Consider the following 20,592-nt stretch of genomic DNA (forward strand, 5'->3'; position numbering starts at 1 on the left):
TAGCCGATGACGGTGGTCGTGGCCAGGGCGAGGGGAGTGCCGTCCGGCCGGTTCCCGCCGCCCGCGCGTCCACCGGCCACGGCGGCGGCCGCGGTCGGTGGACGCGCGGGCGGCGGGCGGTGCGAACCCGGCGGGCGGGCCCTGAACGGGGAGGGGACGGGGGAGACGTTCCCCTCCGGTGTGACGGTGCGGTGTCCGCGAGCCGACGGTGTGCGGGCGGAGGGGCGACCGCGGTGCTGCGGGATCTCTGCCCGCCGCTCGGGCCGCTCATCCACGGGTCGGCGGCGGTACCCGGGCCGCTCATCCACGGGGCGGGCGGCGGGACTCGGCCCGTGCGGCGGCCCCGTGCCTCACCGGAGAGGTCGCAGGGGCAGCGCGAGGGTGAAGACCGTGCGCGCCGGGTCGTCGTCCAGGTCGAGGGTTCCTCCGTGGGCCTCGACCAGGGAGCGGGCCACCGCCAGGCCGAGGCCGCTGCCGCCGCGGTCGCGGCTGCGGGCCTTGTCGACGCGGTAGAAGCGGTCGAAGACGCGGTCGCGGTCGCCGGGCGGGATGCCGGGACCCTCGTCGGCGACGCGCACCCGCACCGTGTGCGCGGCCACCGACACCTCCACCGAGACCGGGGTGCCGGGCGGGGTGTGCACGGCCGCGTTGGTGAGAAGGTTGTCCAGGACCTGCCGGACGCGCTGCGGGTCCAGCGGCAGCCGTACCGACGCCGGGCCCGGCGCCACCGCCAGCGGACGGTCGGGGTGACCCGCGCGGAACGCGTCGGCCGCCTGCTCGACCAGCTCCACCAGGTCCGCGTCCTCCGTCCGCAGCGGGGTCTCCACCTCCGCCGCGTCCAGCCGCGCCAGCAGCAGGAGGTCGTCGAGGAGCACGCCCATGCGGGCGGCCTCGGCGCGCAGCCGGGCCAGGTGCCTGTCCCGTTCCCCGGGCTCGTTGGCGGCCGCGTACTGGAAGAGGTCCGCGTAGCCGCGCACGGACATCAGCGGGGTGCGCAGTTCGTGCGAGGCGTCCGCGACGAAACGGCGCAGCCGCTGCTCGGCCTCGGCGCGCACCGCGAGGGAGTCGTCGATGTGCTCCAGCATCGTGTTGAACGCGGTGCGCAGCTCCTCCACCTCCGGCCCGCCGCCGGGGGCGTCGGCCCGCACGTGCAGCCGCGACGCCGACTCGGTGAGGTCGTGCGAGGCGATGCCGTGCGCGGTGTGCGCCATGTCGCTCAGCGGCTTCAGGCCGCGCCGCAGCAGCGCCCGCCCGGCCACCACCAGCCCCAGCAGCGCCAGGCCGAAGGCGACGACCTGCACGGTGACGAGCCGCTCGATCGTGTCCTCGACGCCCTTCAACGGTGCCGCGCTGACCAGCACCACCCCGGGCCGGACCTCGCAGGCCCGCAGCCGGTACACGCCCTCGCCGTCGAGCCGCACGGTGCGCAGCAGCTCGGTGTCCGAGCGCGCCATCGCCTCGGCGAACCGGGTGAGGGGGCGGATGTCGTGCGGGATGTCGGCGGGCCGGCGCAGCACGGCCGAGCCGCCCGACACGTCGTACACCGCGGAGAACCAGCCCCAGTACGGCTTCTGCGTCACCGTGCCGTGTGCCGCGGCGTCCTCGGACTGCACGGTCTGGACGACCTTCATCTGGTAGCCCAGCTGGTGCTCCAGATAGTCGCGCATGTACGCCGTCAGGGCTGCGCCGACCACCGCGAACACCACCAGCGACAGCGCGCCCAGGCCGAGCGCGAGCCGGGTGCCGAGCCGCAGCCTGCGGTACACCTCCCGGGCCCGGCTGATCACTCGGCGGCCTGCCGGATGACGTACCCGAACCCGCGCACCGTCCGGATCAGCGGCTCGCCCGTCGCGTCGAGCTTGCGGCGCAGCCGGCTGACCACCAGCTCCACCACGTTGGAGCGGCCGCCGAAGCCGTACTCCCACACGTGGTCGAGGATCTGCGCCTTGGTGAGGACCGTCGGCGACTTGCGCATCAGGTAGCGCAGCACCTCGTACTCGGTCGGGGTGAGCGTCAGCGTGCTGTCGCCGCGCCGCACCTCACGGGTGTCCTCGTCCATCGACAGGTCCCCCACCCGCAGCACCGACCGCTGGAACGCCGGGCCCGAGCTGCGGCGCAGCACGGTCCGCAGCCGGGCCATCAGTTCCTCGACCGCGAACGGCTTGACCAGGTAGTCGTCACCGCCGCGGGTGAGCCCCGCGACCCGGTCGGCGACCCCGTCACGGGCGGTCAGGAACACCACCGGCACCATCGTCCCGGAGCGGCGCAGCCGGTCCAGGATGCCGAAACCGTCGATGTCGGGCAGCATCAGGTCGAGCACCACGATGTCCGGACGGAACTCCGCGGCGCGCCGCAGAGCCTCCTCGCCCGTGTTCGCGGTGACCGCGTCCCAGCCCTCGTAGCGGGCGACCGTCGCGACGAGGTCGGCGATCGGCGGATCGTCGTCCACCACCAGGAGTCGTACTTTTTCCACTCGCTCATACTGCGTCACGCGCTCCGCGGCACCGGGCCCCGGAGGCCGCCGGACCGACATCGATATCCTCTTGAAAGTTGTACGACAGGGTATCGACAGCAACGGGCGGCAAAGCTCGGTGTCCTGAGGACCCGATCAAGGAGTTTCCGTCCGTGACGACCGTCCAGTCGCCCCCCGTACCCCCCACCACGGCGATACGCCCCGCGGTCGTGGCCCGCACCGCTCTGTACGCCGTGCCGGCCGCGAACGCGGTCGTCGTGACCCTCTTCGCCGTCCAGGCCGGCTTCGCCTCCAACGCCCTGCTCGTGCTCGGCCGCTTCGCCGGCCTCTACGCCGCCCTGCTGATGGCGTTCCAGCTGCTGCTGGTCGCCCGGCTGCCCTGGCTGGACCGCCGCATCGGCATGGACCGGCTCACGAACTGGCACCGCTGGACCGGCTTCGGCCTGTTGTGGACGCTGCTCGGGCACGTCGTCCTCGTCACCTTCGGCTACGCCCGGTCCTCCACCATGGACCCGGTCAGCCAGCTCGTCGACCTCGCCGAGACCGTCGAGGGCGTGTTCCGCGCGGTCGTCGCCTTCGGCCTGATCCTCGTCGTCGGCGGCGTCTCCGCCCGCTGGGCCCGCCGCCGGCTGGCCTACGAGACCTGGCACTTCATCCACCTCTACACCTACGTCGCCGTGGTGCTGGCCTTCACCCACCAGGTCGCCGCCGGTACGACGTTCACCACGTCGTCCGCCGCCACGGCGTACTGGTACACCCTGTGGGGCGTCGCCCTCGGCTCGGTGTTCACGGGCCGGCTCGCGCTGCCGCTGTACCGCAACCTGCGCCACGGACTGCGCGTCGAGGCCGTCGTCCCCGAGTCCGACAACGTGGTCTCCGTGTACGTCACCGGCCGCGACCTGGACCGGCTGCCGGCCCGCGCCGGCCAGTTCTTCCTGTGGCGGTTCCTCACCAGGGACCGCTGGTGGCAGGCCAACCCGTACTCCCTGTCCGCCGCGCCCGACGGCCGCCACCTGCGCCTGACCGCCAAGGCCGCCGGCGAGGGCTCCGCGGCACTGCGGCACCTGAGGCCCGGCACCCGCGTCTTCGCCGAGGGCCCCTACGGCGCCTTCACCGCGATGCACCGCACCCGGCCGGACGCCGTGCTGATCGCCGGCGGCGTCGGCGTCACCCCCGTCCGCGCCCTGCTGGAGGAACTGCACGGCCACGCCGTCGTCATCCACCGCGTCGGCTCCGAACGGGACGCCGTGCTCCACGACGAGCTGCGCGACCTCGCCCGTCTCAAGGGCGCCGAACTGCACCTGGTCACCGGGCCGCCCGTGCCCGACCGGCTGGCCCCCGGCGAACTGCTGCGCCTCGTGCCGGACATCGTCGGCCGGGACGTGTTCCTGTGCGGACCGCCCCCGATGATGAACGCCGTCCTGGGCACCCTGCGCGCGCTGGGCGTGCCCCGGACGCAGATCCACTTCGAGCGCTTCAGCCTGGCGGGATGAGAGAGACATCGTGAAACGAGCACTGCCTGTCCTGGTCCTGTCCGTCGTCGGACTCGTCCCCGTCTGGCGCTACGAGCCGTCGACGGGAACCGCGTCCACGGAGGTCGCCGCACCGGCGTCGACGCCCTCCGTCCCGTCCGCCACCTCGTCCTCCGGCGCCGTCGTCGTCGCGGGCACGACCGTGCGCACCGAGAAGGGCGACGTGCAGGTGGAGGTCACCTTCGAGGGGGAGGAGATCACCGCGGTGCGGATGCTGAAGCAGCCGGACCACCCGCAGACGACGGCGGCCGTGCCGACGCTGGTCTCGGAGACGCTGGAGGCGCAGAGCGCGGACATCGACACGGTGTCCGGCGCGACGCTCACCAGCGAGGGCTACAAGGAGTCCCTCCAGGCCGCGATCGACGCGAAGAGCGCCTGACGTGCACCGCGTCGAACACGTGATGGGCTTCCCGGTCTCCCTGCGCGTCGACGGCCCGGACGGACTCGAGGCCGTCGACGGCCCGGACGACGCCGGCGTGGTGGCCGAGGCCGCGGACGCCGTGTTCGCGTGGCTGCGCGAGGTCGACGAACGGTTCAGCCCGTTCCGGGCGGCCAGCGAGGTGTCCCGGTACGGGCGGGGCGAGTTGCCCGCCTCCGGGCTCAGCGCGGACCTCGTGGAGATCCTCGACCTGTGCGAGCGGTACCGGGTCGCCACCGGCGGCGCCTTCGACGCCCGGCTGCCGGGGCGGGGGTTCGACCCCTGCGCGATCGTGAAGGGCTGGTCGGTGCAGCGGGCCGCGGAGCGGCTGGCCGCCGCCGGGGCGGGACGGTTCTGCCTCAACGCCGGGGGCGACGTCGTCGTCCGCGGAGGCCCGTGGCGGGTGGGCGTACGGCACCCGGAGATCGCCGACAGGCTCTGCACGGTACTGGAGCTGACCGACGGGGCCGTCGCGACCTCCGCGCGCTACGAACGCGGCGACCACATCGTCGACGGGCGCACCGGGCGGCCGGCGACCGGACTGCTGTCCGTCAGCGTCGTGGCGGCGACGCTGACGGAGGCGGACGCGGTGGCGACCGCCGCCTTCGCGATGGGCGCGGCGGGCGTCGAGTGGGCGGCGGGCCTGCCGGGGTGCGAGGTGTACGCCGTGGACGCGGGGCGAACCGTCCTGCGCACGGCAGGGTTCCCGTCCGTGGGGATGGATGCGGGGGCGGCGTGAGCGTGGGGGTGGGAGTGTCGGTCGTCGCGGTCTGGGCACTGGGGTGGGGAGCGGCGGCGGCCTGCTGATCTGGTGAGGGTCCGTCGGATGGCCGCCCCGCCCGTCAGAACCCCCGCAACACAAGCGGTCTAGACTCTCCCCGCAACGGCTCGGAACGTGCGTGGTCGAGAGCGGGCAGACACGGCCAGACCCGAAGGGTGTTCGGCGCTTTGATACGGATAGATTCAGTCACCAAGCGATATCCGGACGGAACGGTGGCGGTCGATCGCCTCTCCCTCGAGATACCGGACCGTGCCATCACCGTCCTCGTCGGCCCCTCGGGATGCGGCAAGACGACGACCCTGCGCATGATCAACCGGATGGTCGAGCCGAGCGAGGGCAGCATCCTCATCGACGGCGTCGACAGCCGCCGGCAGCCGGTCAACACCCTGCGCCGTTCGATGGGTTACGTCATCCAGAACGCCGGGCTCTTCCAGCACCGCACGATCGTCGACAACATCGCCACCGTGCCGCGACTGCTCGGCTGGAGCAAGGACAAGTCCCGCGCCCGCGCCCGTGAGTTGATGGACCGCGTCGGTCTCGACGCCTCGCTCGCCAAGCGCTACCCCTACCAGCTCTCCGGCGGACAGCAGCAGCGCGTCGGCGTCGCGCGCGCCCTCGCCGCCGACCCGCCCGTCCTGCTGATGGACGAGCCGTTCTCCGCCGTCGACCCCGTCGTCCGCAAGGGACTCCAGGACGAACTCCTGCGTATACAGGAAGAGTTGGGCAAGACCATCGTCTTCGTCACGCACGACATCGACGAGGCCGTCAAGATCGGCACGATGGTCGCCGTCCTGCGCACCGGTGGCCGGCTCGCCCAGTTCGCGCCGCCCGCCGAACTCCTGTCGAGCCCCGCCGACGCGTTCGTCGAGGACTTCCTCGGCGCCGACCGCGGCATCCGGCGCCTGTCGTTCTTCTCCTCCGCGGGGCTGGACCTGCTGACCGCGCCGATCGTCGCCGTCGACGCCTCCGCGGAGCAGATCGCCGCCCGCGCCGACGCCGGCGCGCCCTACCTCCTCGTCACCGACGTCGATGGCAGGCCCCTCGGCTGGAGCCGTCCGGACCGACTCACCGCGGGCCACGTCGACGTGGGCCGACTGCTGTCCCACGGGCGGCCGTTCGTCGCAGGACGGGACTCGCTGCGGGCCGCCCTCGACTGCGCCGTGCTCTCGCCCACCGGCTGGGCGGTCGCCGTGGACGGCGAGGGGCGGGCGGCCGGGGTCGTCTCCCAGCAGGCCATCGGCGAGGCGATCCGCGGCGCCCACGAGGACAGCGCCGGCCGGCCCAAGGCCCTGCGATGAACGGCTTCTTCGACATCCCCAGCGACCTCCAGCACAGCTGGTGGGGACTGATCGGACTGCACCTGCGCGAGGCACTGCTGCCCGTCCTGGCCGGCCTGCTGCTCGCCCTCCCGCTCGGCCAGCTCTGCGTGCGCCTGCGCTGGTTGTACGCGCCGGTGCTGTGGGTGACCACCGTGCTGTACGCCATCCCGTCGCTGGCCTTCTTCGTCGTGCTCATCGACTACACCGGCCAGACCGAGCTGACCGTGATGATCCCGCTGACCGTCTACAGCCTGGTCGTCCTGGTCCCCGCCATCGTCGACGCGGTGCGCTCGGTTCCGCAGGAGACCCTCGCCGCGGCCACCGCCATGGGTTTCGGGCCGGTGCGCCGCTACCTCCAGGTCCAGCTGCCGATCGCCGTGCCCGCGATCATCGCCGGGCTGCGGGTGGCCACCGTGTCCAGCATCAGCCTCGTCAGCGTCGGCACCCTCATCGGCAACCAGGGCGCCCTCGGCAACCTCCTGCACGACGCCACCATCTACAACCGTCCCGAACTCGCCTGGAACGCCGTCATCACCATGGCCGTCCTGGCGATGCTCGCCGACGCCGCGCTGGTCGGCGTGCGCGTCCTGCTCACCCCGTGGATGCCGAGCGGCGCCGGACGCCGTACGACGCCCCGGTCCGCCGGGCCCCGGCCCGTGCCGGCCGAACCCGCCATCGAGGACGCAGCCCGGTGAACGTACTCCACTTCGTCAGCGCCTTCTTCGGCGACAGCGCCCACTGGCAGGGCTACGACGGCATCCCCACCCGCCTGGGCGAGCACCTCGGGTACACCCTGGAAGCGCTCGGCCTGGCCGCCCTGATCGGACTGCCGGTCGGCCTGCTCACCGGTCACTACGGCCGCGGCGGCAACGTCCTCTCCCTGATCGCCACCGCCGGACGGGCCCTGCCCACCTTCGGTCTGCTGGTGCTGATGACGATGCTGATCGGCTTCGGCATGCTGCCCGTGATGATCCCGCTGGTCGTCCTCGCCGTCCCGCCCGTGCTGGTCACCACCTACGAGGCGATGCGCTCCGTCGACCCGTCCCCGGTGGACGCCGCGCGGGGCATGGGCATGGCCGAGACCCGGATCCTGCTCCAGGTGGAGCTCCCCGTGGCCCTCCCGCTGGTCCTGGGCGGGCTGCGCTCGGCCGCCATCCAGATCGTCTCCACCGCCACCATCGCCGCCTACGTCAGCCTCGGCGGCCTCGGCCGCTACATCATCGACGGCCTCTACCAGCGCGACTACGAGAAGGTCGTCGGCGGCGCCACCCTCACCGCCGGCATGGCCCTGGCCACCCTGGCCGTGTTCTGGGCGGTCACCAAGGTGACGGTGTCACCGGGGGTGCGCAGGAGCGCGTAGCGCCCGGCTCCGGTTGTCCCGCCGGTGCCTGTTCCCCGGCCGGGGCGAACCGCCCGGGCCGGGGCGGCCGTCACCCCTGCGACCGGGGCGAGGCCGCCGCCGCGGGCGCCGCGCCCCGGCCGCGCCGCCGCTCCCGGCGCGCGACCGCGGCCGTCACCCCTGCGACCGGGCCAGCGCCTGCTCCAGGACCACCAGCAGCGCGTCCCGCACCGAGCCGCGCTCGCGGGCGTCGAAGACCAGGACCGGGACGCCCTCGGACACGTCGAGGGCCCAGCGGACCTCGTCCAGGCCGTGCTCGACCCGGCCGTCGAAGGCGTTCACCGCCACGGCGAACGGGATCTGCTTGTGCTCGAAGTAGTCGACGGCGGCGTAGCAGTCGTCGAGGCGGCGGGTGTCGACGATGACGAGGCCGCCGACCGCGCCCTCCACGATGTCGTCCCACATGAAGCCGAACCGCTCCTGTCCCGGCGTGCCGAACAGGTACAGCTTCAGGGTCGGGTCGATGGTGATGCAGCCGAAGTCCATCGCGACCGTGGTGGTGGTCTTGCGCGGGGTGTGGCTGAGGTCGTCCACCCCCGCCGCCACCTCGGTGATGGCGGCCTCGGTGGTCAGCGGCTCGATCTCGGAGATCGAGCCGACGGCGGTGGTCTTGCCCACGCCGAAGCCGCCCGCGATCACCAGTTTCACCGGCAGCGGCGGCCGTACGGCGGCCTGACCGGCGAAACGGCCGACAAGCGGTTCAGTCGGAGTCACGGAGTACCCCCCGGGAGTCGGGGATGGCCCGCAGGCCATCGATAACCCTGCGCAGGACGGACGCGTCATGGGTGACGCCGGAGTCGGGCACGTGCACCGACAGCTGCCCGGCCGCGCGCAGGTCCTCGGCGAGGACCCGCACCACGTTCAGGTGCAGCCGCAGCCGGGCCGCGATCTCCGCGATCGACTGCGGCTGCCTGCACGCGGCGACGATGTCGTGCTGTTCGAAGGAGAGCCGGTCGAGCTCGGCGAGCCCGGCGGCGGTGGCCACCAGCTGGGTCTCCACCGGCATCGGCCGGCCGGCCGATGCCTCGCCCGATCCCGCGACCCGGCCAGCGGTGACCAAGAAGGGCCGGACGGCGGACGCCGGGCCGACGGGTGCGACGCCGTCCTCGCCGGCGCCGCGCGGAGTGCGGCCGTCCGCCATCGGTGGTGGGTTTCCTCTCTGGACCGGCGGCGGACGCTCAGCGCGACCTGGTGGCGCCGACGCTGTTCTTCAGCTCCAGCACCAGCTGCGGGCTGAGCGCGGCACCGGCACGGTTGGCGAACACGGTCATCTCGTAGGCGATGTTGCCCAGCTTGGCCTCCTTGTCCGTGACCACGCCGAGCACGGCGCCGCTGCCGATCGCGGAGACCAGCACGTGGCCGCCCTCCAGATCGATGATGACCTTGTTCAGGCCGCCCAGACCGTAGTTGCCGGAGGCGCCGGCGGCCAGGCTGGTGATGCCGGAGACGATCGCGGCCAGCCGCTCGGAGTCGGCGTGCTCACGCAGCTCCGACACGGCGATCAGCAGGCCGTCGGTGGACACCGCGATGGCGTCCACGACCCCGGCCGTCTCGTTGGCGAAACGGTTGAGCAGCCAGGTGAAGTCGGCTGCGGCCGCCCGCAGGTCGGTCGGCGTGGCGTCTCCCGCGGGAGTGCCTCCTGTCGACGTGCTCACTGCTCGGCTCCTTCCGGAAGGTGGTTCTGGCGGTGCATGGTGTTCCGGTCGCCGGTGGGGCGGTCGGTCGTACGGTCGTCGCGCCCGGTGTCACCGGGCGGTGCGCAACCGTCGTCGGGGAGAGGATGCTCGCCGGTGTCGCGGTGGGCGCGTTCCACGGCCGCCTCGAACTCCTCCAGCGCGCTGCGGACGGCGTCCGCGTCGGCGGGCGGGGGCGCCGACCGCCGTGCGGCCTGCCGGTCGGCGGCCTCCGCGGTGGTCCGCAGCGTGGCCCCGCGGACCCGGCGCCGGAGGGGGCGGGCGCCGTCGTGCGCGGGATCCGCCGCCGGGCGGGGCGCGCTCCCGCCGTCGTGGGCGCGGGCCGCGGGCTCCCCGGCATCCGGCGCGGCGTCACCGGGCAGGGTCGCCGGGCGTACGGTGCCGTCGGCCGGCCCGGCGGCGGAGGGCCGGGCGACGGCGTGCGGCGCGGGCTCCGCCGTACGGTCGTGGACCGTCGGCTCCTCGGTACGGGGTTCGGGGACGAGCGGGGACCCGGCCGCGGCCTCCGTCTCCGCTTCGGTCCCGGCCGGCTCGCGCCGGGGGACCCGGCGGGGGAGCGGTGCCGGGTCCCCGCCGTCCGTCGCCGCCCAGGCCGGCACGGAGGCCGCCCGGGAGGGGCCGCCCGCCGGGACCGGGGCGGGGGCCGGCGCGGCGGGGGAGTCCGGCGCACCCGGCCGGGCGGCGGCCGTCGTACCGGCCGTCGTGCCGGGCGCCGTACCCGTCGCCCTGCCGGGCGGGAGCGCCGCCGTCGCGGGTGCCGCCCCCTGGAGGGCCGTGCCGCTCGGCGTCAGGAGCAGACCGGAGGGGATGGAGACCTCCGCCGTCACGCCGCCGCCCGGGGTGCGGGTCAGGGTGACGTCGATCTCCCAGCGGCGGGCCAGCGCGCCGACCACGAACAGGCCGAGCACCTTGGTCGGGACGAGGTCGAGGCGTTCGCGGCGCACCAGGCGGGCGTTCTCCTCGGCGAGCCGCTCGGCGCTCATGCCCAGCCCGTGGTCGGCGACGGTGATCGTCGCGCCGTCGTCGCCGGGCCGGACCCGGACCTCGACGGGGCTGCCCTCGGGGGAGAACGACACGGCGTTCTCGACGAGTTCGGCGACCATCAGGGTCAGGTCGCCGATGATGTCGGGCTCGACCATGACCTCGGTGCCGGCGTACAGCTGCACCCGCTGGAAGCCCTCGATCTGGCCGAGCGCGGCGCGGACCACGTTGGTGAGCGCGGCCGGACCGGAGTCCAGCACGGTCTCGCGGATGCCGGCCAGCAGCATCAGGCTGTCGGCGTTGCGGCGCAACCGGACCGCGATGTGGTCGATGGAGTAGAGGCGTTCGAGCAACGCCGGGTCGGTCTCGCCGCGCTCCACGGCGTCGATCAGCGCCAGCTGGCGGGTGGTGAGGTTGCTGACGCGGCGCCCCACGTTGCCGAACATCTCGGCCACGTTGCGCCGGCTGATCACCTGGCGTTCCAGCAGCGCGGCCGCGGTCGTCTGGACGTTGTTGAAGGCCTCGGCGAGCGCGCCGATCTCGTCGTCGGCGGTGACCGGCAGCTCGCGCAGCCGCGGCGGCCCGCTCTCCTCGGCGTCGTCGTCGGCCACCCGGGCCAGTTCGCGCCCGGCGACGTCGGCGACCTCCTGCGCGGCCCCGGTCAGGGCCAGCACCGGGCGGATCACGGAGCGGCGCACCAGCGCGGCCAGCGCGATCCAGGTGGCGAAGCCCAGCAGTGCCAGGGTCAGCAGCAGGGCCGCGCGCCACTCGGCGCCGTCGGCGGCGTCGTCGGCGCGGTCGGCGATCTGGTCGATGAGCGAGCCGGTGATCCGCAGCCGGGTCTCGGCCTGCTCGTTGTAGCGGTGGTAGGAGTCCAGCGCCTCACGGAACGCGACGCGGATCTCGCTCTTGGACTCGGCCTGCAACGCGCTCGGGTCGACGGCGAGTTCGGCGTAGTGCTGACCGATGACCGCCTGCGCCGGGTTGTGCTCGATGTCGCCGAGCAGCTCCGTCTGCGCCTCGGTGGCGAACCGGGCGAAACGTTCGGCCTGGTAGGTGTACAGCTCGTGGGAGCCGACCGCTCCGGTGAACTCGATGAGGGCGTTGCTGTCGCCGGTCCGCGCGGAGAACACGCCGGTCTCGTAGGCGCCGTGGGCGGCGTCGGCCCGCAGCAGCGAGTCGAGCAGGTTACCGGTGAAGGTGGTGGCGAGGGCGGTGTTGCGGTCCAGGCCGAGGCCGTCGATGAGGCCGTCGGCGGCGCCCGCGTACGCCGGGTCGATGTTGTCGGCGGGCAGATACCCCTGTTCGATGGTGTCCCGCAGCCCGGCCAGGCCCTCGATCTCGCGCAGCGCCTGCGCCTCGGTGTCCGGCAGCCGGTCGCCGAAGGTGTCCCGCACCGTCTGGACCTGCGCGTCGACGGCGAGCTGGGCGACCCGGTAGGCGGAGGTGGAGGGCGTGCCCCCGTCGAAGGACGCCTCGTACCGCACGGACAGCAGGACGGCCTGCTGGTGCTCGGCCTGCACGTCGGCGACCAGCTGGGCCACCTCGGCGCTGTCCCGGACCAGTTGGGCGGCCGTCTCGGCGTGGTCGGACTCCTCCACCAGGTCGGTGATGACCCACGTCAGCAGCAGGGCGATCACCGCCAGCGGGACGCCGACGAGGATGTTGAGCTTGCGCTGGAAGGGCCACCGGTCGGCGAAACCCCGCAGACCCCGGCGTACGGACGAGACCGCCGGCCGTCGGGGTCCCCCCTGCCTGTGCCGCTCGTGCGAAGCCGGGCGACGGGGGGAGGACGCGTCCACCTCGGTCGTGGACACCAGGCCTCCTTCATGAGGTCGTGCGCACCGCGCGACGCACGCTTCTGTCCGATGGTGATCGGCGTTCTCGGCAACCCGGTCGGGCGCGCGACCGCACCGCGCAGGGTGCGCCACGGCACCGGAGCGGCCCCCGCACACCGCTGTGACCCGCGTCGACTTCGGCGAGACTATCGCCTCCTCGATCGATCAAGTGTGTGGCCCTACGTCAAGAATCCATTACAAAACGCCGCCTCCCGGGTGTCGTCCTGGCTTTTCCTCCTTCACGAACCGTCACAACCGGTCGCGCATCGAAGCCAATCGGTGACCCGGCGGCACTTGACTCGCGGAGAACGCGCTGGATTGGATCAGACGGAGCGTTCGTTCTCTCCACCAACCTCCGAGCCCGGAACGGCAGACGTGACTTCCAACGCCCACAGCAGCAGGTCCCTCAGGAACCACCCAGGCGCGGCGGCCGTCGCGCTCGCCGCGATGACGGCCCTGCTGGCGGGTTGTTCCTCCTCCGACGACACCGACCCGCTCTCCGAGGACAAGGCGGCCGGCGACACCGTCGTCGTCGGCTCCAACAACTTCGCCGAGAGCATCCTGCTCGCCGACATCTACGGCGAGGCCCTCAAGGCCAAGGGCGTCAAGGTGTCCTACAAGCCCAACATCGGCAGCCGCGAGACCACGTACGGCCTGCTCAAGAACGGTTCCATCACCGTCCTGCCCGAGTACAACGGCTCGCTGCTGGCCTACCTCGACGCCAAGGCCGAGCAGAAGTCGCTCGAGGCCGTCAACGCGGCGGCCAAGGCCAAGCTCGACCCCAAGCTGACCCTGCTGGAGTCCTCGCCCGCAGAGGACAAGGACTCCGTCACGGTCAACGCGGACACCGCGGAGAAGTACGACCTCACCGCGCAGTCCACCCTCGCCGACCTCAAGGACATCGCTCCCGACCTGGTCCTCGGCGGCTCGCCCGAGTTCCAGACCCGGCAGCAGGGCATGGTCGGCCTGGAAGCGGTGTACGGACTGAAGTTCAAGTCCTTCAAGGCGCTGGACGCCGGCGGTCCGCTGACCCAGGCCGCGCTGAAGAAGAACACCGTGCAGGCCGCGGACATCTTCACCACCGACCCGACCATCACCAAGGAGAAGTTCGTCGTCCTCCAGGACCCGGAGAACCTCTTCGGTTTCGCGAACGTGACCCCGCTGGTCTACAAGAGCGGGCTCTCCCAGGAGGGCGTCGACGCGCTCAACGCGGTCTCCGCCAAGCTCGACACCAAGACCCTGCTGGACCTGGACTACCAGGTGCAGCTGGAGAGCAAGGACCCGCTGGACGTGGCCAAGGCCTGGCTGAAGTCCGTCGGCCTGGGCTGATCCGCCCGCGTCGGACACGACAGCACACCGGGTCGTCCCGGACGGCACCACCCGTACCGTCGGCGGGCTGATCGCGCCCGCCGACGCGGTACGGGTGGTGCCCGTCCTGCCCCCGAGGTGCGCGACCGGGCCGTACGTTCCTTCCTTCCGCGCCGGCCGCCGACCGGCCGCCGCCGACCGGCCGCCGCCGACCGGCCGCCGCCGGGCGGCTGTACGGCTGCGGCACCGTCCGCCGTTGCCGGCGGGAAGAGCACGCGGCGCCGGAGAGAAAAGCACGCGGCGCGCCGGCGGGAAGAGCACGCGGCGCCGGCGGGAAGGACGCGCGGCGTCGAGGGAAAGGGGCCGGGGCGATCCCCGTCGACGGTGGATCGCCCCGGCCCCTGCGGTGAGCCCGGCGGAGTTCCGCTCAGGCGGGCTCACCGGCCTGCAGCGGCGGCTGACCGGCCGCCCCTGCCGCCTTGCGCCGCTGCCTGCGGACCTTGCGCGACTCCTGGTCCGGGAGCCACCCGAAGGTCAGGCAACTGCCCACGACCCCGAGGAGCAGTCCGATGAGGAAGCCGCCCAGGTTCGAGGTGGGCCACGTCCCGAGGGACAGCAGGACACCGATGATCGAGTAGAACAGCCGCTGGGCCGGGTTGAACAGGATCAGCAGCCCGACCAGCACCATGAGGGTCGGCAGGAGGTAGCCGGCCAGGCCCTGCATGCCGATGTGCAGGATCACCGGAAGCGGTGCCTTCATGGTCACCAGGATCTCCGCGCCGCCCAGGACGAGCAGCAGACCGCCCGGGAAGGGCCGGCGCGCGGTCCACCGCCGGAAGCCGTTCACCGCGGGCAGCCTTCGCCCCCGAACCGCATGTGCAGGTCGGGCAGCTTGAACACGGCGGCGGTGGCGGCGTAGTTGTGCTGGTACAGGTCGGTGATGACGACCTTGTCCGCCTGCTGGCCGTAGACGCCCGGCAGGCCGCGGGTGTCGACCTTGTCGAAGGTGCTGGCGTCGCGGCCGATCTCGATGTTGTTGAACGCGGCGTTGCCGGTGATGTCGTCCGAGTCGATGGCCAGGTTCTCCACGCTCACCTTGTCGCCCTTGTCGCCGGCGGTGAGGACGAGCTGGATGCCGCCGAGGTCGACGCTCTGGCACATGTTGGTCAGCTTGCCCGACTTCACCACCGAGGTGACGACCAGGACCTGGCCGCCGGTGTCACCCTCGTTGGGGCTGTTCTCGATCATGTGGTCCAGCGAGCCGAACTGCGCGAAACCGTTTCCCTCGAGCTTGTCGGCGGTCACCACGAACGGCATGCCGGAGATCGCGAACTGCACGCCCAGGGCTCCCTGGGCGGTGAGCACCGCGAGACCGGCGGTGACGAGGGTCGCGGGCACGGCCATCACGGCGGCCCGGCGCAGCCGGACCCGGCCGCGCCTTTCTGCGGAACCGCTTTCCGGGTTCCCGGGGATGTTCTCGGCGGACGACGTGACGTCCGAGGACGAGGCCATGTCTGCTCCCATGGGCATAGGCATGCGGGTTGGGCTTCAGCGGCGTGTTGTCCTGGCGCGGACAGCGGCTGTCGCGTACGTCTCCTCGCAACTCCCGGAAGCCGCAAGGGCTTTCTCGTTACGCGTCAGTAGCCTGCGAGGAAGTTACCGATGGTTACACCGCAGGGTCAAGGGAGATGTGGAAAAAGGGTGAGCGAAACGTGCCGCCCGCGGACCGGCGCTTTCACGCATCTCCGTGGATCCATCAACTTCTGCGCGGTGCCTTGACGTTGACGAACCATCAGGTCTACAACTCTCGGTGACTCAGCCCGGATCCGTGGCGCCGGATCCGCAGCGCGGCGAGCCGCTCTCCGCGCTCCCGGACCCGGTCCGGCCGTCCCTCGAAACCGACGGCCGGACCTCCCGTCAGAACGGGTACGACCGCCCGGGCATCCAGCACGGGCCCCCTCGCGTCCCGAGTCCGATTCCCGTCCGGCGCCGCCACTGCCGCTTTTCCCCCGCGGCCGTGTCCGCCGCCACCTGCGCTGCCGGCCCGTCACGTACGGAGAAGGCGTTCCGGGCCGGCACCGGTCGGGCGTCGACTCGCGTCCCCGCACCTCCCCTGAGCGCACCTCCAGGAACACCCTCCGGGAACAACCCCACCTGAGAAACGAGGCACCCGCATGCGCACTCGCCCTCTCCTCGCCCTCGCCCTCGCCGCCACCGCCCTCTCGCTGACGGCGGTCACCCCGGCCTCCGCCGCCGCCCCGGCCGTCCTCACCACGGTCAACGGCGACGTCGCGGTCGGTGACGTCCTCAACGCCTCCCTCGCGAGCGGCACCAACGCCACCCTCTACTCCTCCGCCACCGGCACCAGCGGCGTCTCCTGCGCCTCGTCGGGCTTCAGCGCCACCGTCACCGCCAACCCCACCGCCCCCGGCACGGCCGACGAGTCGCTCACCGCGCACACCTTCGGCAACTGCTCCGCGAACGTCGTCGGGGTGCTCGGCGTCACCAGCATCACGGTCAACAACCTGCCGTACAAAGCGGCCGTGTCCTCCGCCGGCACCCTCACCGTGACCCCGGCGGCCGGCTCCAGCATCCAGACGACGGTCGTGCTGCGCACGCTCCTCGGCAGCATCAACTGCGTCTACAAGGCACCCAGCCTGACCGGCGTCGCGAGCAACGCCGACAACAGCATCACCTTCACCGCCCAGCCCTTCGCCAAGGCGTCCGGTTCGTCGCTGTGCTTCGCGAACGGCTACTTCACCGCCAAGTACGCCCCGGTGAACGCCGCGGGCGCCGCCGTCACCGTCAACTGACCGGCGCGGGAGAGCTCCACGGAACCGCGGCGGGAACCGGTTCGCGAACCGCGGTGGAAACAGGTTCGCGAACCGCGGCTGGAACAGGACGGGCTGCCGGTTCGCACGCGAGCCGGTAGCCCGTTCAGCGCCGCCGCAGGCGCAGGACCAGGGTGGTGCCGCCGGTGAGCACCAGCACCGCGGCGGCGCCACCCGCCAGCAGCGGCGCGGACGGCCCGGAGCCGGCCCCGGAGGCGGACGCCACCGGGGCGCTCGCCGGCGTGGCGGCCTCCGGCGCGCCGGGAACCGCCGCCGTCCCCCGGACGGGGTCGGCGGACGTCGTCGTACCGGTCGCCGTGTCCGCCGAGGCCGAGGCGGCGGCGGACGGGGACCGCGGCGCGGCGGCGGCCGTGGCCTTCGCGGACGGCGAGGGCGCGACCGCGTCCTTCTCCGGGAACACCACGTCCGAGCACGAGTAATAGGTGTCGGGCGTGCTGCTGTTCCGCCAGACCGTGTACAGCACCTGGCGTCCCGTGCGGTCGGCGGGCAGCTTCGCCGTGAGCCGGTAGGCGCCGTCCCGCAGCGCCGGGTCCTTGACCTCGGCGAACGGCCGCTCGGGCAGATCCTCCCAGGTGAGGGGCCGCGACGGGTCGTATCCCGGTTCTGTCAGGTAGAGCCTGAACGTGCCCGTGTGCGGGATCGTCGAGACGTACGTCATGCGCAGCGTCCCGCCCGGTGTCAGAGGGGTCGACGGCCAGTCGGAACGTGCGAGGTCCAGTCCCCGGTATGCGGGCAGACCGCCGCTGCACAACTGCCCGTCGGGGATCGTGCTCCGGTCGCGTCCGCCGACGTCCGCCACCCGCAGGTTGTCCCAGGCCGTGAAGGGCGCCCCGTTGGCGGCCACGGCCGCCCGGCAGGCCGCGGACCCGGCGGCTGAACCGCCGTCGGGGGAACAGGCGTAGACCCGGCTGACCGGGGCCGTCGGCGCGCCGTGTGCCTGCGCCGGCCCCGCCGCCCCCAGCAGCACCGGCAGGATCGGGCCCAGGACGGCGGCCACCAGGGCGGCGGCGCGGTGTGCGGTCGTGCGGCGCATCGGGACGTCTCCTCGGCCGGCGCGGGAACGGTTTCGACGTGCAGTACGCGGCGGCGGACCCGCGCGTTCACGCCGCCGGCCACCCGGCCTCCCCCGAGCAAACCCGGGCATCCGCACACCACTTGCCGCCGACAAGGGTGGTGTTCCGGCCGGATCGAGGGTTTCCCCCGTATCCGAACGACCTTCGCCCTGCCTATCGTTCCGACACAGCCGACCCACAGGTAACCCCTGGGGGCGGCCATCCCGCCTGGCCGGCCTGCGTGTTGCTCCTCGATCCACCCCCCGCCGCTTCGACGACGAAGCGAATCGACCGAGGCTCCCCCCTGCCCGGAGCCGGCCCCGAAAGGCATGCCCCCTTGCGCACCTCTCCCGCTCTCGGACGGAAGCTGATATCCGTCGCCGCGGTCTCCGCGGCTCTCTTCACCGCGGCCACCACCGCCTCGTCCGCCGCCACCCCGGGCGGCACGCCGGCGCAGGCCGCCGTGCCGGCCGCCCAGACCGAGGCGGCACCCGGCACCCCGGCCGAGCGCCTCATCGTCGGCTACAAGTCCGGTGCCGAGGAGGCGAAGTCGAACCGGGCCGCCGAGGCCGACGCCGCCGCCAAGGGCGAGAAGGCCGGCGAGGACGTCGACTTCGAGCGCCGCCTCGGCACCGGCGCCGCCCTGGTCGACCTGGGCTCCGGCCTCACCGGCGCGGACGTCGCCGACGTCGTCGCCGAGTACCGGTCGGACCCGCAGGTCGCCTACGTCGTACCGGACCGCCTGAACACCGCCAAGGCCGACCCCAACGACACCGAGTACGCCAAGCAGTGGGACCTGTTCGAGGCCACCGCCGGCATGAACGTCCCCGCCGCCTGGAACACCGCGACCGGCACCGGCGTGACGGTCGCCGTCATCGACACCGGTTACGTCGCCCACAGCGACCTCGCCGCGAACATCGTCGGCGGCTACGACTTCATCGCCGACACCGCCGTCTCGGTGGACGGCGACGGCCGTGACGGCAACCCGGCCGACCCCGGCGACCACTACGCGGCGGGCGAGTGCGGCGCGGGCGTCCCGGCCGGCAACTCCTCCTGGCACGGCACCCACGTGGCCGGCACCATCGCCGCCGTCACCAACAACGGCAAGGGCATCGCGGGCGTCGCCCACGGCGCGAAGATCTCCCCGGTCCGCGTCCTCGGCAAGTGCGGCGGCTACGACTCCGACATCATCGACGCCATCACCTGGGCGTCCGGCGGCACGGTGTCCGGCGTTCCCGCCAACACCAACGTCGCCAAGGTCATCAACATGAGCCTGGGCGGCGACGGCGCCTGCACCTCGGCCACCCAGAGCGCGATCAACGCGGCAGTGAGCCGCGGCACGACCGTCGCCGTGGCCGCCGGGAACGAGAACGACAACGTCGCGAACCACTCGCCGGGCAACTGCAACAACGTGATCTCGGTCGCCGCGACGAGCCGCACCGGCGCCAAGGCCTCGTACTCCAACTACGGTTCCCTCGTGGACATCTCGGCGCCCGGCGGCCAGACCAGCACCGGCACCGCCAACGGCATCCTGTCCACCCTGAACTCCGGCACCAAGACGCCCGCCACGGAGTCGTACGCCTACTACCAGGGCACCAGCATGGCCACCCCGCACATCGCGGGCCTGGTCGCGCTGATGAAGTCGGCGAACTCCTCGCTGACCCCGGCGCAGATCGAGACGGCCGTCAAGAGCAACGCCCGTGCCCTGCCCGGCGCCTGCTCCGGCGGCTGCGGCGCGGGTCTGGCCGACGCGGCCAGGACGGTGCAGGCGGTGAGCGGCTCCGGCGGCTCCACGGGGGGCACCACCTTCACCAGCACCACCGCGCTCGGCATCCCGGACAACGGGTCGGCCGTGGAGTCCCCGATCGCCGTCACCGGCCGCACCGGCAACGCGCCCACGGCCCTCCAGGTCGGCGTCGACATCACCCACACCTACCGCGGTGACCTGGTCGTCGACCTCGTCGCCCCGGACGGTACGGCGTACCGCCTGAAGGCGTCCAGCAGCTCGGACTCCGCGGACAACGTGGTCGCGACCTACTCGGTGAACGCCTCCGGCGAGGTCGCCAACGGCACCTGGAAGCTGCGGGTCCAGGACGTGGCCGCGCAGGACACCGGGCGGCTCAACAGCTGGAAGCTGACCTTCTAGGGTCTTTCGCCACTGCTTCACGAACGGGCGGGCCGGCCGGTGTGGATGGACACCGACCGGCCCGCCGCACGTCCGGATCAGGAAGCCGCGCGCCGCTCCGGCGAGGCCAGCACCCGCGCACCCCGGTCGGCGCGGGCGTCGAGGCCGGGGAGCAGACCGGGCACCGCGATGCTCGGCAGGATGTGCGCCCACATCACCGCCAGCCGGTCCCCGAGGTCGGCGCGGTCGGTCAGCGCCCGGGACATCAACTGGATGCCCGTGAAGGTGCCCACCAACAGCTCGACCGTTTCCGCCGGCTTCACCGTGGGCAGCAACTCGCCGCGCCGGCGGGCCGCTTCCAGCAGTTCGGTGAGGGCCCGCGCCCACTGCCGGAACGGCTCGCCGTGATCCACCCCGGACGGCGTCTCCTGGTCCACCGCCAACCGCACGCTGCCCCGCAGCAGGGCGTTGTCCAGCAGCCGGCGCGCCACCACGAAGGTCATGTCGACGATCTCCTGCAGCTTGCACGGCTGCGGTGGAACCGTCCCGAAGGGCACCTGCTCGTTCAGGACCGCCTGGGCGAGGGCCTCTTTCGACGCGAAGTGGAAGTACAGGGCGCCCTTGGTGACCTGGGCGCGCTCCAGCACCATGGAGATGGTGGTGGAGGTGTAGCCGTGCTCGTCGAACACCGCGCCCGCCGCTTCCACGATCGCCCTGCGCGTTCTGATCGCGCGCTCCTGTTTCGCCATTGCGAGCCCCTTCACGGCACCGAACCGGGCGTCCCGCGCTCGGATGCGGGTTCGGTCCGATCATAGGATGC

Annotated in this window: 19 protein-coding genes; 9 read left to right on the forward strand and 10 right to left on the reverse strand. The window is 72.8% G+C overall.

All coding sequences use genetic code 11. The features are described from left to right. Positions 1-350: 350 nt before the first annotated feature. Positions 351-1,787: a HAMP domain-containing sensor histidine kinase gene (locus ACGFQC_RS33065; RefSeq protein WP_363090439.1), complete on the reverse strand. Its 1,437-nt coding sequence runs from the start codon at positions 1,785-1,787 to the stop codon at positions 351-353. Next, positions 1,784-2,473, reverse strand: a complete 690-nt coding sequence (locus ACGFQC_RS33070; protein WP_363090440.1) for a response regulator transcription factor — start codon at positions 2,471-2,473, stop codon at positions 1,784-1,786. Before ACGFQC_RS33070 ends, ACGFQC_RS33065 begins: the two co-directional genes overlap by 4 nt. 152 nt (positions 2,474-2,625) lie before the next feature. Here ACGFQC_RS33070 and ACGFQC_RS33075 point away from each other — a divergent pair, with 152 nt between their 5' ends. From ACGFQC_RS33075 to ACGFQC_RS33100, 6 genes are all read left to right on the forward strand, one after another. Then, positions 2,626-3,966 carry a ferredoxin reductase family protein gene (locus ACGFQC_RS33075; protein WP_363090441.1) on the forward strand — a complete coding sequence of 447 codons (1,341 nt, stop codon included), beginning with the start codon at positions 2,626-2,628 and terminating at the stop codon, positions 3,964-3,966. Between the two features lie 10 nt (positions 3,967-3,976). After that, positions 3,977-4,384: an FMN-binding protein gene (locus ACGFQC_RS33080; protein WP_363090442.1), complete on the forward strand. Its 408-nt coding sequence runs from the start codon at positions 3,977-3,979 to the stop codon at positions 4,382-4,384. Between the two features lie 22 nt (positions 4,385-4,406). Continuing rightward, complete coding sequence (locus tag ACGFQC_RS33085; protein ID WP_363090488.1) at positions 4,407-5,162, forward strand: FAD:protein FMN transferase; 756 nt, start codon at positions 4,407-4,409, stop codon at positions 5,160-5,162. Positions 5,163-5,371: 209 nt separating this feature from the next. After that, positions 5,372-6,502 carry an ABC transporter ATP-binding protein gene (locus ACGFQC_RS33090; RefSeq protein ID WP_363090443.1) on the forward strand — a complete coding sequence of 377 codons (1,131 nt, stop codon included), beginning with the start codon at positions 5,372-5,374 and terminating at the stop codon, positions 6,500-6,502. Beyond that, entirely contained in the window at positions 6,499-7,218 is a 720-nt protein-coding gene (locus ACGFQC_RS33095; protein ID WP_363090444.1) for an ABC transporter permease subunit, read from the forward strand. Before ACGFQC_RS33090 ends, ACGFQC_RS33095 begins: the two co-directional genes overlap by 4 nt. Next, entirely contained in the window at positions 7,215-7,883 is a 669-nt protein-coding gene (locus ACGFQC_RS33100; protein ID WP_363090445.1) for an ABC transporter permease, read from the forward strand. Before ACGFQC_RS33095 ends, ACGFQC_RS33100 begins: the two co-directional genes overlap by 4 nt. 153 nt (positions 7,884-8,036) lie before the next feature. Here ACGFQC_RS33100 and ACGFQC_RS33105 read toward each other — a convergent pair whose 3' ends face one another. From ACGFQC_RS33105 to ACGFQC_RS33120, 4 genes are read right to left on the reverse strand one after another with little or no spacing between them, the layout of a single operon-like run. Then, the gene (locus ACGFQC_RS33105; protein ID WP_363090446.1) at positions 8,037-8,636 is read right to left on the reverse strand and encodes an ATP/GTP-binding protein; all 600 of its coding nucleotides are present in this window, start codon (positions 8,634-8,636) and stop codon (positions 8,037-8,039) included. Next, positions 8,623-9,063, reverse strand: coding sequence for a DUF742 domain-containing protein (locus ACGFQC_RS33110; RefSeq protein ID WP_363090447.1), 441 nt, complete (start codon positions 9,061-9,063; stop codon positions 8,623-8,625). Before ACGFQC_RS33110 ends, ACGFQC_RS33105 begins: the two co-directional genes overlap by 14 nt. 37 nt (positions 9,064-9,100) lie before the next feature. After that, on the reverse strand, positions 9,101-9,577 hold the full coding sequence (locus tag ACGFQC_RS33115) for a roadblock/LC7 domain-containing protein (protein WP_363090448.1): 477 nt from the start codon (positions 9,575-9,577) through the stop codon (positions 9,101-9,103). Next, positions 9,574-12,414 (reverse strand): ATP-binding protein, encoded by a 2,841-nt coding sequence (locus ACGFQC_RS33120; RefSeq protein WP_363090449.1) that lies wholly within the window; start codon positions 12,412-12,414, stop codon positions 9,574-9,576. The genes ACGFQC_RS33115 and ACGFQC_RS33120 overlap by 4 nt, the downstream gene beginning before the upstream one ends. A 396-nt stretch (positions 12,415-12,810) precedes the next feature. Between ACGFQC_RS33120 and ACGFQC_RS33125 the strand changes: the two genes are divergently transcribed. Further along, positions 12,811-13,764, forward strand: coding sequence for an ABC transporter substrate-binding protein (locus ACGFQC_RS33125; RefSeq protein WP_363090450.1), 954 nt, complete (start codon positions 12,811-12,813; stop codon positions 13,762-13,764). 406 nt (positions 13,765-14,170) lie between these two features. On the opposite strand, the gene ACGFQC_RS33130 is transcribed toward ACGFQC_RS33125, so the two are convergent. Then, positions 14,171-14,590, reverse strand: coding sequence for a DUF6114 domain-containing protein (locus ACGFQC_RS33130; RefSeq protein ID WP_363090451.1), 420 nt, complete (start codon positions 14,588-14,590; stop codon positions 14,171-14,173). Beyond that, entirely contained in the window at positions 14,587-15,255 is a 669-nt protein-coding gene (locus ACGFQC_RS33135; protein ID WP_363090452.1) for a DUF6230 family protein, read from the reverse strand. Before ACGFQC_RS33135 ends, ACGFQC_RS33130 begins: the two co-directional genes overlap by 4 nt. Positions 15,256-15,917: 662 nt before the next feature. On the opposite strand from ACGFQC_RS33135, the gene ACGFQC_RS33140 reads away from it, so the two are divergent. After that, the gene (locus tag ACGFQC_RS33140; protein WP_363090453.1) at positions 15,918-16,556 is read left to right on the forward strand and encodes a Tat pathway signal sequence domain protein; all 639 of its coding nucleotides are present in this window, start codon (positions 15,918-15,920) and stop codon (positions 16,554-16,556) included. 124 nt (positions 16,557-16,680) lie between these two features. On the opposite strand, the gene ACGFQC_RS33145 is transcribed toward ACGFQC_RS33140, so the two are convergent. After that, positions 16,681-17,628 carry a lytic polysaccharide monooxygenase gene (locus tag ACGFQC_RS33145; protein WP_363090454.1) on the reverse strand — a complete coding sequence of 316 codons (948 nt, stop codon included), beginning with the start codon at positions 17,626-17,628 and terminating at the stop codon, positions 16,681-16,683. Positions 17,629-17,984: 356 nt separating this feature from the next. Here ACGFQC_RS33145 and ACGFQC_RS33150 point away from each other — a divergent pair, with 356 nt between their 5' ends. Beyond that, positions 17,985-19,793 (forward strand): S8 family serine peptidase, encoded by a 1,809-nt coding sequence (locus ACGFQC_RS33150; RefSeq protein ID WP_363090455.1) that lies wholly within the window; start codon positions 17,985-17,987, stop codon positions 19,791-19,793. Between the two features lie 77 nt (positions 19,794-19,870). Here ACGFQC_RS33150 and ACGFQC_RS33155 read toward each other — a convergent pair whose 3' ends face one another. Then, a complete protein-coding gene (locus ACGFQC_RS33155; protein WP_363090456.1) occupies positions 19,871-20,521 on the reverse strand; it encodes a ScbR family autoregulator-binding transcription factor in 651 nt (216 codons plus the stop codon). Positions 20,522-20,592 lie beyond the last annotated feature (71 nt).

This window comes from Streptomyces sp. NPDC048734 (assembly GCF_043198675.1).
GTDB lineage: Bacteria > Actinomycetota > Actinomycetes > Streptomycetales > Streptomycetaceae > Streptomyces.

Coding starts and splice junctions, on each gene's coding strand:
- ACGFQC_RS33085 (WP_363090488.1), top strand. CDS start 4,407: ATGGGCTTCCCGGTCTCCCTGCGCGTCGACGGCCCGGACGGACTCGAG.
- ACGFQC_RS33095 (WP_363090444.1), top strand. CDS start 6,499: ATGAACGGCTTCTTCGACATCCCCAGCGACCTCCAGCACAGCTGGTGG.
- ACGFQC_RS33110 (WP_363090447.1), bottom strand. CDS start 9,063: ATGGCGGACGGCCGCACTCCGCGCGGCGCCGGCGAGGACGGCGTCGCA.
- ACGFQC_RS33135 (WP_363090452.1), bottom strand. CDS start 15,255: ATGGCCTCGTCCTCGGACGTCACGTCGTCCGCCGAGAACATCCCCGGG.
- ACGFQC_RS33140 (WP_363090453.1), top strand. CDS start 15,918: ATGCGCACTCGCCCTCTCCTCGCCCTCGCCCTCGCCGCCACCGCCCTC.
- ACGFQC_RS33145 (WP_363090454.1), bottom strand. CDS start 17,628: ATGCGCCGCACGACCGCACACCGCGCCGCCGCCCTGGTGGCCGCCGTC.
- ACGFQC_RS33155 (WP_363090456.1), bottom strand. CDS start 20,521: ATGGCGAAACAGGAGCGCGCGATCAGAACGCGCAGGGCGATCGTGGAA.